18 protein-coding genes are annotated in these 25,757 nt (G+C 40.6%); 4 read left to right on the top strand and 14 right to left on the bottom strand.

Features of this window, described 5'->3' with window-relative positions; genetic code table 11:
* Position 1 precedes the first annotated feature (1 nt).
* The 3 genes from smc to MMO38_RS05730 all read right to left on the bottom strand — a co-directional run bounded on the left by smc (position 2) and on the right by MMO38_RS05730 (position 5,414).
* Positions 2-3,487 (bottom strand): chromosome segregation protein SMC, encoded by a 3,486-nt coding sequence (gene smc, locus MMO38_RS05720; protein ID WP_241322880.1) that lies wholly within the window; start codon positions 3,485-3,487, stop codon positions 2-4.
* Positions 3,488-3,508: 21 nt separating this feature from the next.
* Positions 3,509-4,204, bottom strand: a complete 696-nt coding sequence (locus tag MMO38_RS05725; protein ID WP_004669914.1) for a GntR family transcriptional regulator — start codon at positions 4,202-4,204, stop codon at positions 3,509-3,511.
* A 409-nt stretch (positions 4,205-4,613) separates the two neighbouring features.
* A complete protein-coding gene (locus MMO38_RS05730) occupies positions 4,614-5,414 on the bottom strand; it encodes a sulfite exporter TauE/SafE family protein (RefSeq protein WP_241322881.1) in 801 nt (266 codons plus the stop codon).
* Positions 5,415-5,443: 29 nt separating this feature from the next.
* Between MMO38_RS05730 and MMO38_RS05735 the strand changes: the two genes are divergently transcribed.
* The gene (locus MMO38_RS05735; RefSeq protein WP_241322882.1) at positions 5,444-6,196 is read left to right on the top strand and encodes a biotin--[acetyl-CoA-carboxylase] ligase; all 753 of its coding nucleotides are present in this window, start codon (positions 5,444-5,446) and stop codon (positions 6,194-6,196) included.
* Between the two features lie 15 nt (positions 6,197-6,211).
* Positions 6,212-6,955 (top strand): pantothenate kinase, encoded by a 744-nt coding sequence (locus MMO38_RS05740; RefSeq protein WP_241322883.1) that lies wholly within the window; start codon positions 6,212-6,214, stop codon positions 6,953-6,955.
* On the opposite strand, the gene MMO38_RS05745 is transcribed toward MMO38_RS05740, so the two are convergent.
* Both MMO38_RS05745 and ffh read right to left on the bottom strand, forming a co-directional pair.
* Entirely contained in the window at positions 6,925-7,512 is a 588-nt protein-coding gene (locus MMO38_RS05745; protein WP_241322884.1) for an alpha/beta hydrolase, read from the bottom strand. The genes MMO38_RS05740 and MMO38_RS05745 overlap by 31 nt on opposite strands.
* A 161-nt stretch (positions 7,513-7,673) precedes the next feature.
* Complete coding sequence (ffh, locus tag MMO38_RS05750; RefSeq protein WP_004669909.1) at positions 7,674-9,086, bottom strand: signal recognition particle protein; 1,413 nt, start codon at positions 9,084-9,086, stop codon at positions 7,674-7,676.
* A 146-nt stretch (positions 9,087-9,232) separates the two neighbouring features.
* Here ffh and ccsA point away from each other — a divergent pair, with 146 nt between their 5' ends.
* Both ccsA and MMO38_RS05760 read left to right on the top strand, forming a co-directional pair.
* On the top strand, positions 9,233-10,042 hold the full coding sequence (ccsA, locus tag MMO38_RS05755; RefSeq protein WP_004669908.1) for a cytochrome c biogenesis protein CcsA: 810 nt from the start codon (positions 9,233-9,235) through the stop codon (positions 10,040-10,042).
* Positions 10,043-10,121: 79 nt separating this feature from the next.
* Positions 10,122-11,054 carry a tRNA-dihydrouridine synthase gene (locus MMO38_RS05760; RefSeq protein ID WP_241322885.1) on the top strand — a complete coding sequence of 311 codons (933 nt, stop codon included), beginning with the start codon at positions 10,122-10,124 and terminating at the stop codon, positions 11,052-11,054.
* An 87-nt stretch (positions 11,055-11,141) separates the two neighbouring features.
* Here MMO38_RS05760 and MMO38_RS05765 read toward each other — a convergent pair whose 3' ends face one another.
* The 9 genes from MMO38_RS05765 to MMO38_RS05805 all read right to left on the bottom strand — a co-directional run bounded on the left by MMO38_RS05765 (position 11,142) and on the right by MMO38_RS05805 (position 25,684).
* Entirely contained in the window at positions 11,142-12,137 is a 996-nt protein-coding gene (locus MMO38_RS05765) for a DUF6160 family protein (RefSeq protein WP_241322886.1), read from the bottom strand.
* 130 nt (positions 12,138-12,267) lie between these two features.
* Positions 12,268-13,767, bottom strand: a complete 1,500-nt coding sequence (locus tag MMO38_RS05770) for a hypothetical protein (RefSeq protein WP_004669905.1) — start codon at positions 13,765-13,767, stop codon at positions 12,268-12,270.
* A 20-nt stretch (positions 13,768-13,787) separates the two neighbouring features.
* The gene (locus MMO38_RS05775; protein WP_241322887.1) at positions 13,788-16,184 is read right to left on the bottom strand and encodes a DUF6160 family protein; all 2,397 of its coding nucleotides are present in this window, start codon (positions 16,182-16,184) and stop codon (positions 13,788-13,790) included.
* 20 nt (positions 16,185-16,204) lie between these two features.
* Entirely contained in the window at positions 16,205-16,897 is a 693-nt protein-coding gene (locus MMO38_RS05780) for a hypothetical protein (protein ID WP_241322888.1), read from the bottom strand.
* A 12-nt stretch (positions 16,898-16,909) separates the two neighbouring features.
* Positions 16,910-18,979, bottom strand: a complete 2,070-nt coding sequence (locus tag MMO38_RS05785; protein ID WP_241322889.1) for a hypothetical protein — start codon at positions 18,977-18,979, stop codon at positions 16,910-16,912.
* A gap of 243 nt (positions 18,980-19,222) precedes the next feature.
* A complete protein-coding gene (locus MMO38_RS05790; RefSeq protein ID WP_347005782.1) occupies positions 19,223-20,890 on the bottom strand; it encodes a POTRA domain-containing protein in 1,668 nt (555 codons plus the stop codon).
* A 126-nt stretch (positions 20,891-21,016) separates the two neighbouring features.
* On the bottom strand, positions 21,017-23,998 hold the full coding sequence (locus MMO38_RS05795) for a filamentous hemagglutinin N-terminal domain-containing protein (RefSeq protein WP_241322891.1): 2,982 nt from the start codon (positions 23,996-23,998) through the stop codon (positions 21,017-21,019).
* 409 nt (positions 23,999-24,407) lie between these two features.
* Positions 24,408-24,977, bottom strand: a complete 570-nt coding sequence (gene dcd, locus MMO38_RS05800; RefSeq protein WP_004669899.1) for a dCTP deaminase — start codon at positions 24,975-24,977, stop codon at positions 24,408-24,410.
* Positions 24,978-25,090: 113 nt separating this feature from the next.
* Entirely contained in the window at positions 25,091-25,684 is a 594-nt protein-coding gene (locus MMO38_RS05805; protein WP_004669898.1) for a LysE family transporter, read from the bottom strand.
* Between the last annotated feature and the right edge of the window lie 73 nt (positions 25,685-25,757).

Genomic DNA, 25,757 nt, shown 5'->3' on the forward strand with positions numbered 1-25,757 from the left:
ACTAAGACTCCGCAACTAACCCGTATTCTTTTGCCTGTTCTAAATCAACAGTCACTAATTTTGATGTACCTGGCTCAGGCATGGTCACTCCTAACAAATCTGTTGCCATTGTCATTGCCAATTTATTATGTGTAATGTAAATGAATTGCACCTGTTCAGAAAGCTCTTTTACCAAATTACAATAACGTTGCACGTTCGCATCGTCCAGTGGCGCATCAACTTCATCCAATACGCAAAACGGCGCAGGATTCAATCTAAAAATCGCAAACACCAATGCCATCGCCGTTAAGGTCTTTTCGCCGCCTGAAAGTAACGCCAAAGAACTGTTGCGTTTGCCTGGCGGACGCGCCATCAATTTCACGCCTGACTGCCAATCATCTTCAAGACTTAAAGTTGCTTCACCACCGCCAAACACCTTCGGAAATAACAACTGCAGCTCTTGATTGACCTGATCAAACGTACTCATAAACAACTTACGCGTTTCCTGATCAATGCTTTTCATCGCATCTTTCAGTTGAGTCACGGTATTTTGTAAATCTTGCATTTGATGGCTCAGCTCATCAAAACGCTGTGAAACTTCTTCGTATTCTTGCGATGCAGCCAAGTTGACTGCTCCAATCTTTTCAAATTGTTGCTGGGCTTTTTCCAATTTCTGCTGATGGTCTTTGATTTCAATCAACACATCGGACAATGGGTCAGAATTGAGCGCTTTAAGCTGTTCTAAATAATGCTCGCGATCTGATTTAGCAGCCTGCCAAGCCAAACGTTTCTGTTCGAGTTGCTCACGCACCTGTTCATCTTTTTGTTGTGCCAAATGACGTTGTTCCGTGAGCTGTTGTTGTTTTTCTTGTATTTGATTCAGCTCAAGCTGCCATTCATTCCATGTTTTTTGCAGCTTTTCCGTTTGCTGCAATTGCTCTTGAAACTGGGATTCAAGATTTGGTAGCTCAAGCTGAATCGGATCAACAAACTTCTTCGCTTGTTCAATTTGCTCAATGATCTGTCGATATTGTGTTTTTAGGAACGAAATATCTTTCTCTAATAACTCAATTTGCTGATTGGCTTGAGCGGTTTGACGACGTAAATGTTCACGTTGTTGCTGTTGTTGAGTTAAATGTTGCTGCTGTTCATCCAACTGTTCAGTTAAATTTTCAACTTGAAACTGCAAGGTCTTGTAGTTCGGCAGGACGGCTTCTAGTTTGATCGCCAAAGCGTGTAAATCAATCTCCAAGTCATCACGCTGCATCGCATCTTCTTCAAGCTGCACATCTAGCTGTTTGAGCTGATCTGCCAGTTGCTGTTGCTGCAATACAAAAGCCTGTGCCGTACTTTGTAACTTGGCAATCTCCACATCCAGTTGTTGCAGCTCTTTTTGCTTTTGCTTTAGATGTTGCTGCTGTTGTTGCACAGTCTGTTGCAGTTGTTGCAAAACGTGCTGTTGTTGCGAATATTGATGTTCCAAAGCAGATAACTGCGGCTGATGTTCAGCAAGTTGTTGCTCGATTTCTTCTAAACGTACTTGATGACTCAGCAAGCCCTGTGCAGTTTGGCTATCTTCATCATAAAGTAAGCCAATAACCCAATCCGCCCCAACATGATAACCATCAAGGGTTAAAATTGACTGGGCTAGGTTTAAATCCTTTTGATGACTCAATGCTAAGGCTAAATTTTCAGCCACAGCGACATTTGACCATAGCGAAGATTGAGGTGATTCGATCCAGTCTGATAGATATTGCAAATCTCCCCTAACCCCTCTTTGGAAAAGAGGGGAACTCCTCCCTTTGATAAAGGGAGGTTGGGAGGGATTTCTTAACTGACGCGCCACACCTTCTTGGAAAGACTGCTCATCATCCAACAAATGCGCTTGCAACCATTTGGCTAAAAACTTTTCAATGATCGCTGCATGGGCTTTCCCCTGAGCGCTTAAATGCAAGTTCTGCATCAAGCGCACAACATCTTGATGCTGCTTTGGACTTTGCTTAGCCACCAACTGATTTAGATTTTTTTGCTCTGCCAATAAAACCTGAATATCGGTCTTGAGCGTCTGCAAATCAGTCTTACTCAACTGTTGCTGATCTTGCTGCGCCTGCACATTTTGCTGTAGCTGTTCAATGGCTGTTTCTAGCGCAACAATCTCTTGCTGTAACTGCTGCTGATGTTGCTGCAATTGTGCCTGTTCATCCTGCTGTACTTGAGCACGAATTTGACTCGTTTGCGTTTGCAAGGTTTGTTTCTGTTGCTCTATGCGCGACACATTTTTTGTGAGTTGTTCGATTTGCGCAGCCATTTGCAGCTTTTGCTGTTGTTGCTTGTCTACTTGGCTTTTTAATTGTTCAAACTGTTGCTGTGCTTGCTTATGCTGAGCCTGTAGATCACTTAAATTTTGCTCTGAGGATTGGGTTTGTTGTTCAAGTCCAATTAAAGCCTCGTTTTGCTCATCAAACTGAGTGGTTAAGGTTTCAACCTGTAATTCAGACAATTGCAAACGTTCTTTGCTTTGTGCTTTTTGTTGTTCAAGCTGAGCTAAACTGCTGCTGTTCTGCTGAAATAAACCCTGTTTTTGTTCCAATGTCATTTTCAATTCAGCCAGTTTTTTTTCTGCCTGTTGCCATTCTTGTTGCAACGGAGAGGACTGCTGAATTAAGCGTTGGAATAATGCACTGGTTGCCTCTAAATCATGTTCAATCGTATGTGACTCCGAACGAACCAATTTAAAGCTTTCTCCAAGCTCAGTCATTTGCAAGGTATATTCTTGCTGTAACTTATGACTTTGATCGGCTTGAAAGGACAGAATTTCTATTTTTAAAGTTCGAATTTGAGTTTCTAAGGTTTTGTATTGAATCGCAGCTTCTGACTGCCGTTTTAATGTGCGTAACTGTGATTTAAGTTCAGCCGCAATATCATCTAATCGTGCAAGGTTTTGTTCGGTATGTTCTAAATGCTGTAAAGTCTCACGACGACGCGCTTGATAGCGAGAAACCCCTGCTGCCTCTTCGATAAATACCCGCATTTCTTCAGGTTTGGCATCTACAAGGCGGTTAATCATGCCCTGTTCAATGACAGCATAAGAACGTGGCCCTAAACCTGTGCCCAAGAAAATATCGGTAATATCACGGCGGCGGCAACGTGTACCATTTAAGAAATACTCAGACTTGCCTTCACGCGTGACTTGGCGACGGACAGCAAGTTCATTATAAGCATTGTATGCGCCGCCTAATTTACCATAAGTATTATCAAAGCGAAGTTCGACACTGGCAACGCCTACAGGTTTACGTTTAGCTGTGCCTGTAAAGATGACATCTTGCATACTGCCACCACGCAACTGACGTGCGCTAGACTCGCCCATAACCCAGCGAATCGCATCTATGACATTTGATTTTCCACAACCATTCGGCCCCACAACCGCCGTACGGTTCGCCTTAAAATGTAAGGTGGTACTATCGGCAAAAGATTTAAAGCCGGAAAGTTTTAAACTGCTTAAACGCATACTGCCGTATCTTAACCCTAATTAGCGGCGTGAGCGTCTCGCCCAAGCCAATTCAATCTGTTTCATACGTGTCAGAGATTCCAACACAAGGTTGCGCAAGTGTCGACAAAAATCTTCCATAAATAAAGCAGCTTGTTGTGATTTTCGGATCAAAATAGCATCAATCACCAGTTTAAACAGGGTAAATGATTCTTGTAACTCCCGACGTGAGGTGTTTAAGGTTAAAAAATAGCTACGGCGCAAAGATGGCAACAGTTCTTTATAAAACTGCATCAAATAAGGATTGGCCACCATATCGTGTTGTTCTGCTAAATATTTAAAAATCGCATCATAAAATTTTTCAATATCCCCTGCGCGAACAAACTCGACCAATTCATCCAACAATGCTTGTAATTGCTCTGCCTCATTGACACGCCAAGTTTCACTGATACGTTGCACAATATGCCCAAGTACCATCACATTGGTATCAAATAAAGCCTTGACTTGCTGAGCGGACATTTCAGAAACAATCGCCCCTCGACGCGGAAAAATTTCGATCAAATAGGTTCGTTCAAGTAATAACAACGCTTCACGGACAGAGCCACGACTAACATCTAATTCTTTAGCGATGCGTAATTCTTGAATACGTTCGCCCTCAACCAGCTCACCGCTAATGATTTGTTCACTAATATATTTTGCAATCTGTTCAGAAAGACTATCAGCCTCTTCGAGATTCATGAGTCCCTCGCTATCTTTGTTATACGCATTTTCCGATACTGGTTGTGCTTTTTTGTTTTAACTGATCTTAGTGTATAAATTCTATATCATTGTCAGACAATTTCATTGCTTTTTAAGCCAATCGCACTAAAAACTAGGTTAAAGCACTTAATTTTAATAAAAACCCAAGATTTTCTATTTTTAATATCAGATATTTACATTTTTCTATCGCATTTGACCGTGCATCCGAAAGATAAAATATGACCAATTTTTTTATTGATTAAAATCACATAAAATTAAAATTTAATGAATAAAAACACTTTTAAAAAGTCTGATTTGAAATCGGGCGATCCTCAGACCGATCTCAACCCGATGACCATCGAAACATGCTTGCCGCGATGGAGATCTATTCAGCATTCAACGCGCAAGCTTACATCAGTCCTTTATAGACAAAATAACAACCCACGGTGACCAATAAACCAGCGAAACATTTTTTCAGCATCGCAGGTGATAAACGATGTGCCACTTTTGCGCCTACTTTTGCTGTGATAAAGCTCATCACACTAATGCCGAGAAAAGCATAAATATGTACATAGCCAATGGTATTTGGCACATTGATTTGTTCTTTGGCGCCAAACCATATAAAGCCAACTGCGCCTGCCGCTGCGATCGGCAAACCACAAGCTGCTGATGTGGCAACCGCTTTTTGCATCACCACCCCATATCGGTTTAAAAATGGAACGGTTAAACTTCCTCCACCGATCCCAAAAATCGCCGAGGCAACACCAATACCTCCACCCGCAGCAAATTGGATCGGTGCTGAAGGCAAATGGCGACTGGAATTGACTATCGCATAAGCTCCTCTGAACATTTTAAATGCCATCCAAATCGCAAATACACCGATCACAAGCTGCAAATGCTGCCCGGACATCAGATCGGCAATCCCAGCACCAAGAAATGAGCCTAAAACCAGTCCTGGCGCTAAATTTCGAAATACTGGCCACAACACCGCACCTTGCCGATGATGTGCCATCACCGAGCTAATTGAGGTCACAATGATGGTTGCCAATGATGTGCCAATCGCAATATGCATAATGACATTCGGGTCATAATTCATTTGAGTAAAGACAATATATAAAATTGGTACAATAATTAAACCACCGCCCACGCCAAATAGGCCTGCAGTAAATCCTGCGATTGCACCAATCAACAAATATATGATTAACTCCATAAATACATGACCACTCTACTTTTAAAACGATGGATGATTTCGCAACTCGCCAGTTACAGCAATTATTGAACGCAAAAAATCAATATCCTGAAGTGGTTTTACTCAAAACGACCACGACATCAACCAATGATGATATGCGTGAAATTGCACAAAAAGGCATTACAACAGGATTGGTATGCAGTGCACAACAAACACAAGGCCGTGGTCAACACCAACGACAATGGGTGTCTCCTGAAGGCAACGTTTATTTAAGCACACTGATTCAAAGCAAAACAGCATTAGATGGCCGCCTTGCACTGGAGGTTGCCCTGAATATTTTACAGATGCCAAGCCTGCAAGATTTAAACTTACAAGTTAAATGGCCCAATGATCTATACAGCCCACAAGGTAAATGGGGCGGGATTTTGGTTGAGCCATTATCCGCCAATCAAGCCATTGTGGGTGTAGGGATCAATTTAAATACCCCAGCAATTGAAAGTGCAGATCAACCGATTACCTCTTTGCAGATGTTAGGCTTAGAGCAGATTGATCGCTTGAATTTGATCGCTGAGTTGTACACGGCGATTCAACAAGCATCTCGATGGTTTGAACATGGTTGTTACAATTTGGCAGACCGCTTTAATCATCACGCGATTTGGCTCAATCAACAGGTTGAATTTGAACATGCTCAAGGCAAAGTTCAGGGCATCTTTCAAGGGATTTCAAATGATGGTGCGGTCATGATCCAAACGAATCAACTACAGCACTTCTATCAAGGTCGTTTACGACTTGCGTCCGTTTGAGGAAATCACCGTCCTATGAAAAGCTTATGGCTCGATATTGGTAACACCCGCTTAAAATACTGGATCACAGAACAAGATCAGGTGATTGAACACGCTGCCGAGTTACATCTACAATCTCCTGCTGATTTATTATTAGGTTTGATTCAACACTTCCGCTATCAAAATTTGAGTCGGGTGGGCATTTCTTCAGTGCTGGATACTGAAAATAATCAGCGTATCCAAATCATCCTCGATATTCTAAATATCCCGATCATTTTTGCTAAAGTTCATGCCGAATATGCAGGTTTAACATGTGGCTATGATGACCCTAGCCAACTCGGGATTGACCGTTGGCTACAAGTCTTGGCAGTGGCAAAGCCGAATGAAAGCTTTTGTGTAATCGGCTGCGGCACCGCGCTCACGATTGACCTCGTGAAAGATTTACAACATTTAGGTGGCTATATCCTGCCAAATTTATATCTACAGCGAGATGCACTTATTCAAAATACCAAAGGTATTAAAATTCCTGACTCCGCTTTCGATAATTTAAAACCCGGTCACAATACTGTTGATGCAGTTCATCATGGGATTTTACTGGGGCTGATCAGTAGCATTGATCAAATCATGCAACAGTCACCGAAGAATCTGATCTTAACAGGCGGTGATGCACATTTATTTGCCAAGTTCTTGAATCACTATCAACCGCAAGTTGAATCAGATTTATTGCTGAAAGGATTGAAAACCTATGTTCAGCTCAATTCAGCTTTCACTAAAGTTTGAAGGATCTGTAATAATTGTGGAAACTCAACATAACCATCTTCTGCACAAAAGTGCCCAGCCTGATTCACTTCGATCAATTGGGCATTTAGCATATGTGAAAATTTAAAGCTAAATGGAACAGGTACGATAGGGTCATTGCTAGAAAATAACACCACACGACGCTGTATATTTTGCCTCAATATTCCACTATCAAAAGGTGAGTGACCAATAAATAGATTCAACTCAGGATGCTGTGGCAACGGCTCATGAAAAGGTGCGATAAATACTCCCGCTTTTATGGTTTTTTGTTGCAGCTTCTTTGTAAGAAACCGAGCAACAGCCACGCAGGAAAGCCCATGAGCAACCACAATACTGTGCTCATTTAACTTTTTTAACTGCGCCTCTAAACATGTGTGCCAAATTTCGCTATCTGGATGACTTGCATCTGCCAAAAAAACGCGTTCAACAGTGACATTCAGTTGTTTGAGCTGTTGTTCTAGCCATAGATACCAATGTTGTTCAGGGTCAGCATTCACACAATGTGTGATGTAAATCGTATTGACTAAATTATGCGACATAGTTAACACTATTTTCAATATAAAACATAGATTTAAAGCCAATTTTCTTCTTTTAATCTTTGATTAGATATTGATATTTTGTATCAATTTTATACAGATCACAGCCATTCAAACTCAATAAAAAAAGGCGCAGATTGCGCCTTTTTCCAGATGTAGATCGGTTATTTCTTGGAGTCATTATTTCCAAATAATGGTCCCATACCGCCACCACCACCGCCAAATTGTTTTTGCATATTGCCAAACGATTTCAACATTTTGCTCATACCCGATGGATTGGCAAACTTCTTCATCATTTTCGCCATTTGGGTTTGTTGCTTGATCAACTTATTGACTTCAGCCACATCCATCCCACAACCTGCTGCAATACGTTTCTTACGACTCGGATTCATAAGATCAGGATTACGGCGTTCTTTAATGGTCATCGATTGAATGATGGCTTCCATGCGCTTGACTTGCTTTTCTGGATTTGCTTTTTCGATCGCATCTTGAATGCCAGAATTGCTCATGCCAGGCAACTTGTCCAAGAAGCCCATCATGCCGCCCATTTTGCTCATTTGTTCAAATTGCATCAGCATATCTTCAAAATTGAAGGTTCCGCCCTTTTGCAATTTTTTCGCCATTTTTTCGGCTTTTTCTTTGTCGATTTTACGTTCAACTTCTTCGACTAAAGAAAGGACATCTCCCATACCCAAGATACGTTGCGCAACGCGATCAGGATGGAATGGCTCAAGTGCATCGAGCTTTTCACCGATACCTAAGAACTTGATTGGCTTGCCTGTGATCGCACGTACTGAAAGTGCTGCACCACCACGCGCATCACCATCAGTCTTGGTGAGAATCACACCGGTCAATGCCAAAGCGTCATTGAAAGCTTTTGCTGTATTGGCAGCATCCTGACCCGTCATCGCATCAACAACGAATAAAGTCTCAGTAGGCTTAACCGCAGCATGTAACTCTTTAATTTCATCCATCATGTCTTCATCGACATGAAGACGACCAGCGGTATCGACAATCAGTACATCAGCGAACTGAATTTTGGCTTGTTCAATCGCACGATTAACAATATCAATTGGTCTTTCAGACGCATGTGACGGAATAAAACCGACACCAACTTCATTGGATACAGTTTCTAGCTGCTTAATAGCTGCTGGACGATAGACATCGGCAGAAACCGTCATTACTTTTTTCTTTTGACGTTCTTTTAAGAAGCGCGCTAATTTTGCAGCAGTGGTGGTTTTACCCGCACCTTGCAAACCAGCAAGCAACACCACGACAGGTGGTTTTGCACTTAAATCTAATGTTGCATTTTCCTCACCCATCATTTTGGTGAGTTCATCATAGACAATTTTTACAAATGCCTGACCAGGCGAAAGCTGCGTCATGACTTCTTGACCGAGCGCTTCTTCCTTTACCTTCGCGATAAATTCACGTGTTACAGGTAACGCCACATCGGCTTCAAGAAGTGCCATACGTACTTCACGTAAGGTATCTTTAATATTGTCTTCGGTCAGCTGCCCTGAGCCAGTAACATTTCTTAAACTCTGTGTGAGTCGTTCTGTTAAGGTATCAAACATTGCGAAATCCGCTTAAAATGGCTAGTTGCAAAAAAATCTTTCTTAAAATAGAAAATTTATGCATAAGATGCTATAGGATACTGTAGTTCGCAGCGAATTTATATCTTAATGGTGAATATTATTCATCCTCCTAAAAAAGGTTTGACATGATTAGTCTCCCCTTGGTTTACACAATTTTGGCACTTATTGCTTATACCAGTTCGTTTTGGTATTTGTTTATTCGTCTAATGTCAAAACGTACACCAAATCTTTGGTGTTATGGTCTGATGGTGGGTTTAGGAGTACTACTTCACAGTGCTGTCCTCTACCAAGACATGATGACACCAATGGGGATAAATTATGATGTATTTAACCTCATTTCTTTTACTTCGGGGCTGATGCTGGCGCTGAGTTTGATCCTGAGCCTGATTCGTCCGATTTTGCCATTAAATCTGATAGGTACGCCTGTGGCAGCGGTTGGTCTAATCTTGGGTTATGCCTATAGCCAGCCGAATCAATTTATTGAGCTGCATAGCTTTGGCTTAGATCTACACATTATCCTGTCGTTATCTGCCTATGCCGTACTCTTGATGGCGACCATACAAGCCGTATTACTTTGGTTCCAAGACCGAGAACTCAAAAAGAAACAGAAAAAAAGAATTTGGGTCAATTTACTCCCCCCATTCCAAGTAATGGAATCATTACTTTTTGATTTGATTATTACAGGTTTTGGTTTATTGACGGCTGCGCTAATCTTTGGTTTTTTCACCATTGATAATTTCTTTGCCCAACACCTCGCACATAAAACAGCATTTAGTATTATCTCGTGGTTTTTATATGGTGCGCTGCTCATCGGTCGTTACAAATTTGGTTGGCGTGGACTCAAGGCCATTCGCTTTACAGTGACTGCTTTCATTTTATTAGCCATTGGCTTTATCGGTAGCAAGTTTGTCTTAGAAATGCTTTTAGGGCGTTAAGTTTTTACACTTCTAATAAAACTAGACAGCCTCCTTTAAAATGCGTATAACGCTGTTTTCGCTTAACTAGGTAACCATCGTGAAACTTGTGCTCGCCCCAATGGAAGGTCTAACTGATCCAATCATGCGTGATGTCCTCACTCATGTCGGCAGTTTTGATTGGTGTGTCACTGAGTTTATTCGTATTACTGATACTATTCTCCCTGATCATATTTATTATAGTTTCTGTCCCGAACTTAAAAATGATGGTAAAACAGCAGCAGGGACACCCGTCCATGTACAGTTTCTAGGGAATAACCCAGACATGCTCGCCGCCAATGCAGCAAAAGCAGTCGAGCTAGGTGCACCAGCAATTGATCTAAATTTTGGTTGTCCTGCAAAAACCGTGAACCGCCATCGTGGTGGTTCGGTGCTACTCGATGAACCTGAGACGGTCCACCTATTAGTCAAAGCCGTTCGAGATGCGGTCCCTGCACACATTCCTGTTTCAGCCAAAATGCGCTTGGGCTATCTAGATGAAAACCATACTTTAGATAATGCTCATGCCATCGAAGATGCAGGTGCGAGTTGGTTAACCGTACATGCTCGAACCAAAGCAGATGGTTATACCCCGCCAGCCTATTGGGAAAAAATTCAGCCGATTACAGAAGCTTTAAAAATTAATGTCATTGCCAATGGTGAAATTTGGAACAATGCTGATGCCAAAGCTTGCTTACAACAATCACACTGCCAAGACATCATGATTGGTCGTGCTGCCGTCACTACACCTGATATCACCTTGTGTATTCGTCAAGACCTTGATCACGCACTTCTTTCTTGGCAGGACTTAGTTGAACTGCAACAACGCTTTTTAAGTGGTCAATATAAAACTGAAATCGGCATGATCGGGCGTTATAAGCAATGGTTAGGCATGATGAGCAAAGCCTATCCCGAAGCACAGGAACTTTGGGGGCAAGTGAAGCGAATGAAACAACTTGAGCTGATTGTTGATGCATTTAATGCAAAAAAATAAGAGTTATTGAATTAAAAAAGCGACTCATGAGCTAAATACATAAAGTCGCTTTCGCAAAACTGAAAAACCAGAAAATATAACCCCAGTCTATAATCCGCTTACTCTCATTCTCAAATTAGTCACAGAAGCGCCAGTCAAACCAAAACTGCCCATAGATGCGTTGGGTAAATTATTGAAGACATTTGCTTGTTGAGCATTATTACTACCGAGCAACACATTGTTGAGTTGTAAATTGAACTTATCTGTTGTTCCTGCATGTCCAAAAATAAAGCCACCCGCATCAGTACCTTGAGGCGCTTCAATCCCTGCATAGAAACCAGTCAAACCAAAAGGTGATCCATTATGCCCAGTAAATTTAAAATCAACGCTTGCGCCTATCGGTGCAGTGGTTGAATCCCCAGAAACCGCGTAGTCTGAAACCAGCATGATATTACAACCATCACCAGTACCACATATTGAATCGATAGCACCACCGAACTTGATCATATCACCCTGCGGTGCTGCTCCCAATTGAATATTCATGGTCGGCTTATTTGCAGCAAATACGACGTCGATTCCTCCGACACGTAAGATTTCTTTGACATCGCTTTTAAGTAATGTCCCCGACTCAAAAATAGAGTTTTGGGTATAGGTACTACCACTAATACTAGAGAGTGAGTTTGCTGCGGCTGCATATACTGAGAATGGAGAAATTCGAAGCCCTGTGACATTGTTATTAAATGCTAAACCAATATTCACAAATGCGCCATTTGTACCTGTACCAGCATCGGTATCTATCGTGGCAGTAAAACCAAGTGTCGTTTCAGCACCGCTATTTAAACCGACTACTTTTACGGGGGTATCTGTCGTTTGTCCTGCAACGCCTGCGACAACCAAGCCTGCTCGATTGGTATAGTCTGTAGCTAAACCATCATTATCAATAATTGCCAACTGATTGAACTGAATATTTGACTGCACACCGATCGTTAAGCCATCTTGCCCAGTCGTGGCTGAAAGGCTTTGATCATCCATGGGTTGCATTGCCATTGTTAAAGGACTTAACAATAACAATGAAAAACATCCTAGCTTTTTGTTTTTATTCATTGCCCTCATCCATAGACAAATGTTTAAAATATCTACTCTAGCTTAGCATAATCTAGAGAAACCACAATCAATGTAAAGCATCTGAAACTAAAAGTGACTGAGTGCCACCTTAGCTATAACATCTAAAAACCTAACAGAACTTCAAACCACCAAAACAGTTCGCAACAGGGCGTTGATGTCCATCTAAAAGTAAGTTTTCCAAAACCATAATCGCACGCGCATCATCGGCTAAACGCACATCACCAATACCTTTATAAAGAGGGCTACCAAATACTGCACCAATTGCCTCTCCAAAACCAATATCAATCCGATTATTTGATAAATAATCCGTAATAAATGTTGCAATTTGAGGTAATACATCATGCATCGGAATCCCTGTGGTTGGATTCAAAGCTCCAAAATCTAACGGATCTTTAAAAGATAACCACCATCCAGGTTGAGCAATATCATTGGGATCTACACCTGGCCACATTAAGGCAGTATTTTGTAAGGCTAGATAACCACCACTACTGATTGGTAAGTTATGAATTAAATTAAAGTTTTGCTTTACTTGTACATTGGCCTTTAGATTAGTGATATATGAACAATTATTTTTATTTACTACAGCAGCGCAACCAGCTGATGTAGTTCCTTGTGCTCCCATAAAAAAAGTCGCTTCATCAACTAATCCTAGAATCGATCTATCTATAGTCATCGCAATACCACCGCTATCTGCACCAATGGCAATGGTTGGAATCGGGACATCTTTCACTACCAAATTCAGTTGTTTCATACGACTCCCAGTGACAATCGTTTCAGGAAAATTAAACTGGACATCTTGGCGAGGTACATTAATCCCCCAAATTGGATTGCCATTATAATGATATAGATTTTGAGATCCATTTGCACCAGCTGGGTTTTGATAACTCCCAGAACCTACTGTCATCTTATTAGAGTTCGTAAATGCAACTCGGTCATTTGCAACTGCCCTAATCTTCGCATAAATTAACTGATCAGGCGTAGTTCCAAACATCGCATCCTGTGTAAATGCATTTACAGGGGTTTCACCAACTTTGATGAAACCACTAAAAGTATTGATACCACCACCAGTAGATAGACCATTGCCATCAATATCATTACGCGTGCCCGCTGACAGATAACCCAGGATTTCTTCAGCGCTTAGTCTAAAGCCAGCAATCTCACGAGTGGAGGCACTATTTGGGTTTTTAATCGCAAACTCAACAAAGGGATTGGTAAGTACCGCACTGGTATTAGCACGACCTTTGGACCAGGTCGGGGTACCATCTGCCAACTTGCCATCAGGTGGTCCGCTTAGAGATACGTTTTCCATGTCAATATCGCAGCCATCTGGACCATTTCGCCCACCACAACCAAGTTGTAATGCACGAATATTGGCATTCAACTCCATTTTCGCCTCAAGTCCGAGCTTATAATAACCATAGTTTTGTAATGGATTCGCAGTATTCGGGGCAGTAAAACCTAAAGATAAAAGCGCTTGCCCTTGTATCGCAGATAACTCTGTATCAGTCATTTCCACGAGACTATCATTGCTCGCCCATGTATGGGTTGAAACCACTGACATGAGTAGGCAAGAAGTCAATATTGATTTTTTAATTCCTTTTTTCATCATTCTCTTCCTCTGCTACTCAATTAATTACGTGGTCTTAAGGTAAGTTCTGAACGGATTTGTCCACCTGTCATGACCATTTCACCAAGTCGTTGTGCTTTGTTATTCACTGCATCCACTCTTGGGTAGAAGTTAATATCTTGGACACGGAAGACATCATTCGGATTTCGGTCTGGGTTAAAATCAAAACCGAAATTAAAACCAACGTTGTCTTTATTAATCACGATTGCGTTGTTGAACTGGACTAAACCAGACATTTTGTCAAAGCCAATACTCGCTTCATCAATCGGATCACTCAGTTGCAGTGTGCCATCTTTTAAACGATAGCGTCCAACGATGGACAAACGATTGCCATTGTTGGCTGTAATTTCATTGTTCGGTATCAAACTAAAATTCATATCACCTAAAAATTTCAGTTTTAGTCCCAATAACACATCATTTTTGGTATTAAATGCATTCAAGATCACTGGGCTAGCACCATTTGGATTATTATAAGTTGGCAAATATCCAGCAGCGATTTCAGCCGCCATCACCATAAGTAAGTCTTTGAGCTCGACATTTACATTACCATTTTCGAAGCCCATGCTGCCATAACCACGAAGTAACATGTCAATATTACGTAAGCCCATATAATAGTTTTTATCGCCATCTACGATTAATATCGACGTGGTTTTACTACCATCGTTATTACGCCCTTCGGTACTCAATGCTAACGCTAAACCTAAACGTTGTGAGTTGGTCACATTTGAACGTGAGACCACATTCGTGCTGTTATTTAGATTAAATACTTCACCAGTATAATTCGTTGCATAAGTCGCTATATTTGCATTAACGTTATAAAAAGGCAGTCCTAGCCCCCATTTGTTGTCCAGCCCTGCATTCGCTTCTATTTTATTTGCGGCTGAAACACCACTACCCGAAGTAAAGCGGCCTCGTCTTGATAGCGCTTGGAAATCGGCACCACGTACTGCGACCACCAAACTATATGGATTGATCGCTTCGTTATGAATTTGTTGCAGATAGTCAGCCGATGTTGTCAGTGTGCCTATATCGGTTCCACCAAAACGTGCATTTCGTAATACTGAATTTTCGGGCATTGTCAAAGTACGTGTATTGGCTAGATTGACATACACATTTCCACTATCAAAATAAGCGCGTTGATTTGAATTAATCACCAAAGGACTTAGATCACCAAATTCAAAACCGAAAGTATTGCTGCCTGCGCCACCAATTTCTAAGGTGGTTGCCTTACTATCATCGCCAGCTAACATGCCATCGCCTTTCTGAGTAAACTCCCCTCTCAAACGCAATGCTAGACCACTTGAGCCAATGACTGTTCCATCTGCACCATTCGCGGTGACATTCGCATCACTGGCGAAGCCCAATACATTATTTAATGTATGGGTATTGGTATTATTGTCATCTACTGGTGCAGCAACCCCATTGGCACTGGTACCACGTAGTTGCAAGGCGCCATTGACCATACGACCACTCATCCCGACACGAATTAAGCCTTTACTATCCTCTAAATTATAGTTCGGCATATTGGGATCAATCATGGCATTGCTTTTGGTCATCAGCTCAATATTTAGACCCGCACTAGTACCTGCATAAGTTCCTGTCTCAGCACCCAACTGATTCGGATCAGTCACTCGCGCAAAGTCAACATAACCATAGGTCGTATCAGGGCTATTCAGTTTACTGGCATTGACTGTACCCAAGTTAGTTTGTAATATTAAACCTTTGGTCGCATCGACATACATCGCACCTTTACCTAAAAAATTAAAATTGAAATTTTTAAGAATAAGTTGATTGAATTGGTTTGCCGTTCCAGTTCCTAAACCTGTATACAGATTTATATTTTGTAAACCCAACTGCAAAGTCGATTGAGAGTTTGAATTAAATAAACCATCTCGGGTACTAAGTGCAATCACTTGTGGTGAACCCGTTTGAATTGCAAAATTACCAATGCCTGCATTGCAATTTACGCTTGGCGTTTGCGCACAAATTTGAAAATTATCGACTGAGATGGTAGATGGCTGTGACTCGATATGCAGATCAAGTCCTGTTTTAGTGCCATTTGATCCTGTATTGATTTTAAAATGTGTGCCTAAATTATAATTTCCAGCGCCTGAACCTGCATCATAAGCCATGTTCTTACGTACACTTACGCCGTTGGCAACAGCTCTCAGAGATTGTTCAACATTATTCGACGTACCCGCTTGATCTTGCCAGTACAACTGATCAATTTTGACCTCGTCATATTCGACTTGTAAAGAAATACCATCTTGACCATTGACCATACGTAAATCACGATCTTGTAATTCTTGTAATGCATACACTGTTTGTGTCAAACACAAGATACTACTGGCCAATGTTGTTAAAACAAAATGGCGTTGTGTCATTGCAATCCTTTTCATAACCATTTTTCCTTTTTCTTTTAACAACGTGGATGTCCAGCACCACAAGAGAAGATTTTGACATCTCCAGTCAATGACAAATTACCATTCATATTTACACCAATAAAACCTCGTTCTTTATTGGCATCAAAACCACTGCCTCCATAAGGTGTAGCAGGAGTCAAATAACCTGGTAAGTTGCTTGAGCCTGTAGAACAATTGGCATCACTTTCGGTACAAGTATCCGTTTCAATCGATAATGACTGAAATCCAACATTTCTAAACTCAATGGGTTTCGCAGGGTTGAAGCCTAACTTGATCGCAGCGTGTGGTGTGCCATTATAAATAACATCTTCACCATCTAACTTAAGCTCTTGAATATTGACAGTTCCTTGAATACCTTTCATTACTAACCATTGTTTACGCCCGGTTGCTGAAGCAATCCGATTGCCTTGAGCATCATAGGTATCTTGAGTTCCATCGTGGTAACGATTATTCAATGATAATGCTAAACGGCAATACAACAGATCGGCACATAGAAAATTAGCATTATTATCATGGTTTAAACTGAACTTTAATGATAAATCTGCACCCGCTTGCCCCGTCACTTGCTGCAAACTGGAGTCATCTAAACTTTCCATCGCAGACAACGTTGTTGATAATAGGACCAGACCACATCCTTTTAAGATATTCATCGTTATACGATGAAAACGATACTTTTTATTGAACTTCATCGTCTTATATCCTTATAAGCCCGTTGTTGTGAACTTAAGATGTTGAATGAGTAAACCATCTATAACAGCAGAACCAAAGTTATTGCTGACCGTTGCACCTGTTGGCTGCATACTATTAATTCGTCCTGCAATATTCGCAGGTGTTGTGGTTTGGATTCCTAAAATTTGATTATTAAAATTTTGACGCCACGTGGTTTCGTATGGATCAGGGCGATTTAAAGATGGATGTGGCTGCCCTGTAAGTGGTGCTTTGGGGGCAACAGCACTCCAGTTACCCCAATTACCCCAGCTTCCACAATAACCAGTAAAAATACTACAGCTACCTGCCCCTCGTGTACGCATCCAAACTTGAGTAAAATCTTCTTGTACAGAACTTTGTAATCCAGTTCCAGATTTTAACTCACCGATCGACACCCCATAAGCACCAATGCCTTTGTGTGCTGTTAATTGATTTGTCACAGGGTTATATTCTGTTGAACCGATAGTAATACTACTATGCGTCGCATTACTGCCTTGATAGCCTGCAATGGTCGAGCTACCGCATTGATAAATATTACAAGTCGAACCCAAATAGGTCACACCTGAGTCAACACTTGCCGCAGGGTCAATATGCTCATAACGCGTATAGATACGACGATAAACTTCTTGTACATTTGGGATTCGCGCCAACTCAATGGAAAAGTTATTACCATCAGTACTGAGCATCAAGGGTTGGTATAAGTTCCCCAACACCAAGTTTATATTGACATCATAAAGGAAAAGTCCATCTGCATTCGAGTTGGGTTGGAAGTTAGGAACTACCCCACCTAGTGCAGGTGTACTATTGTCTGATGCACCACCAACCAACTCTTGAGTACCAATCCTAAATACACTGGTTGCTGTTGGTGCGGTCCAATTATTCGTACCCTTTGCTCTTAAACGTCGAGTAGTAAAACCATTTTGACTATAACATTGCCCAACTTGATCACTCCCTCCGACAGTATTCCTTACTGGGTCCGTACACATACCACCACTAGGAAAGCTCCCAGACACAGTTGCATTGGTTGGCGGAGCATAGGAGGTTCGAACTCCATTAGTATTATTTGATGCATTAGCCTGAGTAGCAGTGATGGTTGTACCTGTTGCTAACACGCCATTTTCAAAAAACTCATTTGTCGCAGGATTATAATCGACTTGTACAATTTCTCTCGTCACAGTCTGATTACTTACCGTTCCGCGCTTACTATCGGTTGCGCCGCTATTCAAACGGACCAATCCAGCCATACCAAAGGTTTTGTTATAATTGGTATTTAAACCATAATTAAAGGTTTTTGTTGTTTCTACACCATTCACTTTCATCAAGGCATCATAAGTTCCACCCATCGCAGGTGAAACACCGTCTAATGTTTGGAAAACTTTTAAATTTGAGCCATTAATACTGAACCCATCCCAGACGGCTGAAAGACGCAAACGATTACTTAATCCATCTAAACCATTTTCAACAACATTCGCATCGCGTTGAAAAATATCCGTCCATAAGCCGAGCTTTAGATTATACGCAGAGGATTCCGCACTGCCTGAAGCAGGTAGCGTCGTATGGCGTAAGGGTGCCTCTAAAGTCAAATAAGTGACATTTTCAATATTTCCAACAAAATTTGGTACATTTTCATCACTCAAGGTTTTGAACAACCAAGGGTTATCTGCCGTGCCCCATGTGTCAATTGGGCGCCCATATAAGGTTCCCCAATCACTACCATTGATGGCGGCACCTAGATTTTTGTTGGACTGTGAAAGTGACAGGCCATAGAGCCAAGCATCTGCTTTTTTATAACCTTTTGCAGTTGCACTCGCACTCAATGGTCCAACGGGGATGAGACGAATAGAACCTGCGCCATATGTTCCCGCACCACCATTGGCACTGTCTGCACCATTAAAACGAAAAGAAAAGTTTTCAGGCAAAAGTGCGATCCCCTCACCTGTGGTTTGACTAAGGCCTTCATCGGAGATTTCTTGCAATGCAAAAACAGTCTGACTGATACATAAACCAATCAAACTTGCTAAAACAGTCCGTTTAAAAACCACCGTAGAAGTTAATCTAGTCATTTTGACCTTCCTATTTCCTTGATGCTCCGCATCATCGTTATTTTTCTTACATCATTTTGAGTGACCAAATCTACCAAGATCAGTTAGCTTCCGAGCCACACTCAAACTTTATAGGCTATTTACGCCTAGGCATTCTCATTTTTTATTATGCCGAATATTTACACAAATGCAAAAGAAAGTGGTCAAATGTTACATTTTTCCGATAAGTGAATACGTCATCTTGCTGGCTGAATAAAAACAAAATTAAAAGCGCCACCCAACCATAAACTGCACTCTTTGCTGTCTATCTGTATCACTTTTAGCTGCATCAGTCATTCGCCAGGCTACCGTAGTATTATAGTCAAATCCTTGATAATTCCCTCCTAGCCCCACTCCCATACCACCTAGATAGCGACTATTCTTTTCTGTTAGATAAGGATTTTTGTTTTGTTGTATCTCACCAATGTCTTTAAACAGTGATGCATTGAGAAATGGCATCAATTGGTAATAAAAATTGATTGAAGCTCCCCAGCCTTGATCTCCAAGTGCTTCGGCTGAGGGGTAGGCTCGCATATGCTTAAATGAAAACTTTTCAGATGAATCTAAGTTTTTCGAAGCCACTTGTCCATACAGCTCAGCCATAAGCCATGATGAAGATGTCAATCTTTGCTGTCTCGATAGCGTTAACTCATACTTCTGAAAACTACCATGCGTTCTTGCAGATAGATGATCAATATTTAATGCGGATGGGCTTTGTATTTCAAGATCGCCAATTGTCGTCATCAGTTCAAGCTGATTCATACCACCTTTGGCACTACCAATACCCCGATCATCAATCTGGCTTAAATTCAATGCGATACGACTGGCATAGGTTTGCTTAGAAACTTCCGTTTCTGTAGCCGCAATTTCATCAAATAACTTTCTTTTCTCAAACAATAATTTAAAGTCTAAATTTGTTTTTTGACTACGTATAAACGGATAAGTAAAATTTAAGTTATAGTTCTCAGCAGTACCTTTCGCATCCAATAGTTTAAATTGCTCACCCAATTCATACTCAGTTCGACTATACCCCCCACCCATCCATAGACCATCTCCTATTATTGGAAATTGTGCATTTAAACCACCAGATATTAAGTTTTGATCACTAGTGAGTATTTGAGCAGTTATTTTTTCCCCATAACCCATAAAGCTATGACTTTCTAAATAGCCAGTAGCACGATATCGACCAGTATATGTACTGCCTGTATTATCAATACCTACTCGACCTAACCACTTTTTTTGCCCATATACATCCAAGAGCAAATCAGTTTGCCCAAGATTTTCACCTGCTTGTAAGTTTGCACTGAGCGATTCAACACCAGCAAGATCTGAAATTAACAATAACGTTTTATTACTTGACGTTTGCTGTAATGCTTGATTCTGAGGTATTTGCTGGGTAAATCTGTGGATGACACTATCTTTAACCGTTGATTGATTATTTAAAACAACCTTACCAAGCTGTCCTTCCAATACACTTATAGTCAACACACCATCCTCTATTTTTTGCTTTGGTAAATAAGCTGTAGCGAGAAAATAGCCTCTTTTTCTATAGTATTGAGTAATATGTGCAACAGCTTGCTGTAAAGCTGCCAAAACATTATTTTTATTTTCTAAATTTGCAACCAACTCATGGAGAATAGCCGTCTCAATTTGTTTGTTGCCTTCAATATGAACTTTATTTATCCAAATTGGTGTTTGATCTTGACTATATTCTTGTTGGGCATAATCTGCTTCAAAATACTGCTGATCAGTTTTACTGACCGGATTCAATGACTCAGGACTGAGTTGCTTGGTAATCGTTCCACTATCTGGTACAGCGATTTCAGCCTTTAATAATGAAGAAAAACAAAATAAACTACCAATAAACGTATAAGACACGCCTTTATAGAGCATTAGATATAACCATTTATTATCTTGATTTAAATAAAGTTTCATTCTTACTCTAAATTTATTTTTTAAGATCCATATAAGACAAGAGGCTTTTGCCCCTTGCCTGATTCCCTAATTTTTCTTTTTAAATTAATGGTTATATCTCAACCAAGGCGCTGTATTATCTTCATCGATCACCCATGTCGAAGTTGAATTCGGATCAGATGCATCTGCAATATCCCAGCCAGTAAAAGTTAGAATCTTCTGTAACTCAGCAGTTGTTTTTCCAATGCCACCTACACTTGTGCTTTGCCCTGAGGTATCGATGTTCCAATAACTGTTGATCACTAAGCCCCCTGAACTACTCTCTCCAATTAAACCACCCACATTGTTCGTTCCTGTCACAGCCCCACTAGAATAACTATGTTCAACTACTCCACTATGATAACCAATCAACCCACCAACAGATGTACTACCCTCAACAACGCTGGTTGAATATGAGTTAGTAATAATACCACCATAGTTATTACCCACTAACCCACCGACATTTAACCCACCTTGAACCTGACCAGTTGCATAACTACCATTAATTATATTATTTGACGAGTGAGCACCAACGAGCCCACCAACATGCTGACTAAGCGGCAAATTAATTGCTATTACATCGCCTGTGGCATAGCTATTATTAATATACAAACGAGGTTCTAAATCATAGAAACCTCTGAAAACCGTTATTCCAACCAATCCCCCCAAGCCAGATATACCTGCAACACTCCCAGTAGCATAGCTGCGATCAATATAATGAAGGCTATTTTCTTGAGCTCCTACTGCCCCCACCAAGCCACCAGCACCAAAAAAACCTAATTCTGGATACCAATTTCCATTTACATAAGCGCCAGTTAGAATATTGCCAGTCGCATAACTATTATAGATACCTTGAGCACTTCCCGCTAAGCCCCCAGCCCCAAGGCCACCTGTACCATTAGGGTCAAGATTTAGCTCTAACTCTAGAGGCATCGAAATATCTGCTAAAGAAATATCCCCCGTAGCATAGCTGTCATAAATCGGGAGTGTACTTCCGCCTACCAAACCACCAACTCCGAAAATCCCTTTAACATTCGCCTCAGAATAACTCTGGCTAATTTTATCTAGACCAGGATCAATATACTGCCCACCTGCAACCCCAACTAAACCACCTACAGAAAACATTCCTTCAACTTGCCCAGTACTATATGCTTTTTTAATAGTTCCTCCTAAATGCAGTCCAGTTAAAGCACCTATAGATGCGTGTGCATTAATCGTTACATTTGTGAGGCCAACATCCCTTAACTCACTACCATAGGTAATACTAAATAATCCTTGAGGAGCTGCAACCTGATCATTAATCGGTCCCCATTCAGGTCGTGGTTTTTTAATGGTTAGCCCATCAACAATATGACCGAGTCCATGGAAGTTCCCTTGAAAGAATGGTAACTCTATTTCTGGGGGAATACCGCCTTCAGGTAACTGCAGACCACCATCAATCTTAACTAGAAACTGCCCGATCGCATCAAAGCCCTCGCCATTATTCCAGTTCACAGTGGCAGAGGCATCAATATTACTGCCCAACGCATAATTTGCAGTTAAGTTATTTTGCATACCTTGTAACGTATTGCCACTTGTATCACCCTCAACACCTAGATCGTTAATGACAATGTAAGATGCACCATTAATCATCAGGGTTGGTGAAGAGCCACCAATATTAATTTTTGCACCATGATTTAAGTTGTAATCGGAACCCACACCGTAGTTCATCGCCAGCTTGGCTTTATCTCCACTTAAATCTAGATCACTATTAAAGTTGATATCTTTAGATGCTGTAAGCGTAAGCGCCGTATTCGCAGTCCAACTTGTTTCATCATTGAGATTAATATTGCCTTGCTGCTCTCCTGTACCAATAGCATTTAAAGTGACATTACCTTTATTTAAAGCATTGCTTAATGTGCTACTGTTTACAGTTCCACCGAAGAAATCAATATCAATATTTTTAGCCTGTAACTCCCAGCCACTTGTCGCTGGTGGTAGGTCATTGGTCATGTTCTGCTGTGTTGTTATGGTTGTACCTGCATTGATGTTGACACTCGATCCAAAGGTTTTAATCTGGCCACCATCTCCGCCATTGGGTGCTGAGGCATCAAGTACACCACCTACATTCACAGCACCGCTGTTTAAATCACTACTTAACTCAATTACACCGTTCACATTATTTACAGTTTGTGCCTGAATCACACCAATGCTATTTACAACCGCATTGCTTAACTCATCAATGCCTTTAGCCGTCAAAATAACTTTTCCGCCATCAGCTTGAATCAATCCACCTGAGTTAACTAAAGCTTGTGCTTTACCTTGGTTAATGGTGTATCCAAGCAAACTGCCATTATTTAGATTTAAAGTGATATCTCCACCAGCGGCTAACAACACATTTCCTTGAGGTGCTTTAATCGCACCAGTCTGCTTTACACTAGGTGCGATTAATGCAACTGTTCCACCTGTTGGCACAGTGATTTTCCCTCGATTCTCGACTGTTTTATTGTTATTCACATTATTAAAATTAAATACATTGTTATTAAAATCACTATTGCTCAGATTTAAAGTCGATGCAACTAAACCACTGGTATTTACTTGAGATGTACTTCCAAATAAAACACCATTCGGATTGATAATAAATACCTGTCCATTCGCATTAAGTTGACCATTTAATACAGATGCACCTGAGCCAATTACGCGGTTTAAGGTAATAGAATTTGCATTGGGTTGAACAAAGTTAACAGTTTCATTGCTATTGGTAGAAAAGCTACTCCAATCGATCGCCGCCTTTGCAGTAGATTGATTAATCGTTGTTATTGTCCCAGATGTACCAATTGTTGCAGTTCCTGAAGTTACAACGCCGCCTGTTGGTCCTGCAAGAGTAATACTTGCACTTAGTAAATTAACGACAAACAATCCTGTCAACTTCACCATAAAACCTGTTGATAATCTGGAAACCACCTTATCTGATGATTTTTTTAAAATAATGCCTCCCTTTGCAATCTCACTCACAGCTTGCCAGCAAAAATGCTTACTATTCCACACAACTTGATATACTTTATTCATGATTATTCCCCATTTATTTTTAATGTTTATTCAAAAATTATTGCACTTCATTTTTTAGCATATCTTTTGTTTTTTTGATTTATTTTTATACACTTTCTGACAAATGACCATTACATCATTTTTTAAAATCAAAAAAGTAGGATGATAAAAAGCAAAGCTTGTTATAGCTATATACCTAACCTTAAAAAAATCACGACAAGTCAGAAAAATTTAATTTATCTTAACAATACTTTAAGATTAAGTTGCCAAAATTCTTTCCCTATACTCTTATAATAATGATGAAAGATTTAGTATATAAAAAGAATTTATTGAAATGATATAAACGACCATTATTATTTTCTAAGTATTTTAACCATTGACCGAATGATCAATGGTTAAAATTTTATAATGTTGAACTTACCAAAGAAACTTAAGTCTTCGGCAATGTCACACCAGTTTGACCTTGGTATTTACCACCACGATCTTTATATGAAGTTTCACAGACTTCATCACTTTCAAAGAACAACATCTGAGCCACACCTTCACCCGCATAAATACGTGCAGGCAAGTTTGTGGTGTTTGAAAACTCAAGTGTAACGTGACCTTCCCACTCAGGTTCTAAAGGGGTTACGTTTACGATGATACCGCAACGCGCGTAGGTCGATTTTCCTAAACACACGGTCAGTACATTACGCGGGATACGGAAATACTCGATGGTACGCGCAAGTGCAAATGAATTGGGTGGAATAATACAAACATCAGATTCGATATCAATAAAGCTTTTCTCATCGAAATTCTTTGGATCAACAATGACAGAATGCACATTGGTAAAGACTTTAAACTCACGCGCACAACGGACATCATAGCCATAGCTTGAGACCCCATAAGAAATCAACTTCTCTCCATTTTCATCGAAACGGACTTGATTTTCTGCATAAGGTTCAATCATGCCGTGTTTTTCGCTCATTTCACGAATCCAACGATCAGATTTTATTGCCATGTCTTTATATCCAAAAACGAAGTTGATGATTGGCAGCTACTTTAACGTAAAATGACATTAATGAAAACAACACCCCAATCGATATAACCAACCAAGTGAGAAACGTTGAAATCTTATAAATTGTTGAGTGCTGAATAACTGATCGGAATCGCAAAACTGACCAGCACAACTGAAGTCATACGCTGTAATTTAGATTGAGATAACCATGTTACTTTGTTGGTTGCCAAAACAGCACCTACAGCGATCCAAAATAACGCAATTGGAAGAATCAGAGCAACAAAAGTGCTCATATGTGCAAAATAAATGTCTTGGCTCTTCCACGCAGTAGCTGGGAAAATCGCAGAAGCAAATAACAATGCTTTAGGGTTGAGTAAGGTGGCACAAAGTAATTCTCTCGGTCTAATCGTCGGTTGATTTAATATCACTTCTTGATCTGCCGTACGCCACAATTTAAAAGCGAGAAATAAAATATAGCCTGCACTCAGCAACTTGAGAAAAACGGGCAATAACGGCAAGGTTGCGGAGACTTTACCAATCAACATCCCCCACACACTAATCGCAATGATATAACCGATCGCCTCTGCTGGGATCAACAATAAAGACTTACGTAGCCCCACTTGGATACCAGAAGATGCAAGTAAGGTATTGGTCGGACCAGGCGTCAATAAAATCGTCGCAACTAATCCAATAAAAAACCATGAAATCATCGAATGACCTCACTAAAATTGTTTTTTAGATTAATCGAACAGCGATCCGATAGCAAAAAAATAACTGTAAGTA

Origin of the sequence: Acinetobacter sp. NIPH 1852, from assembly GCF_022549455.1 — a bacterium.
Classification (GTDB): Bacteria; Pseudomonadota; Gammaproteobacteria; order Pseudomonadales; family Moraxellaceae; genus Acinetobacter.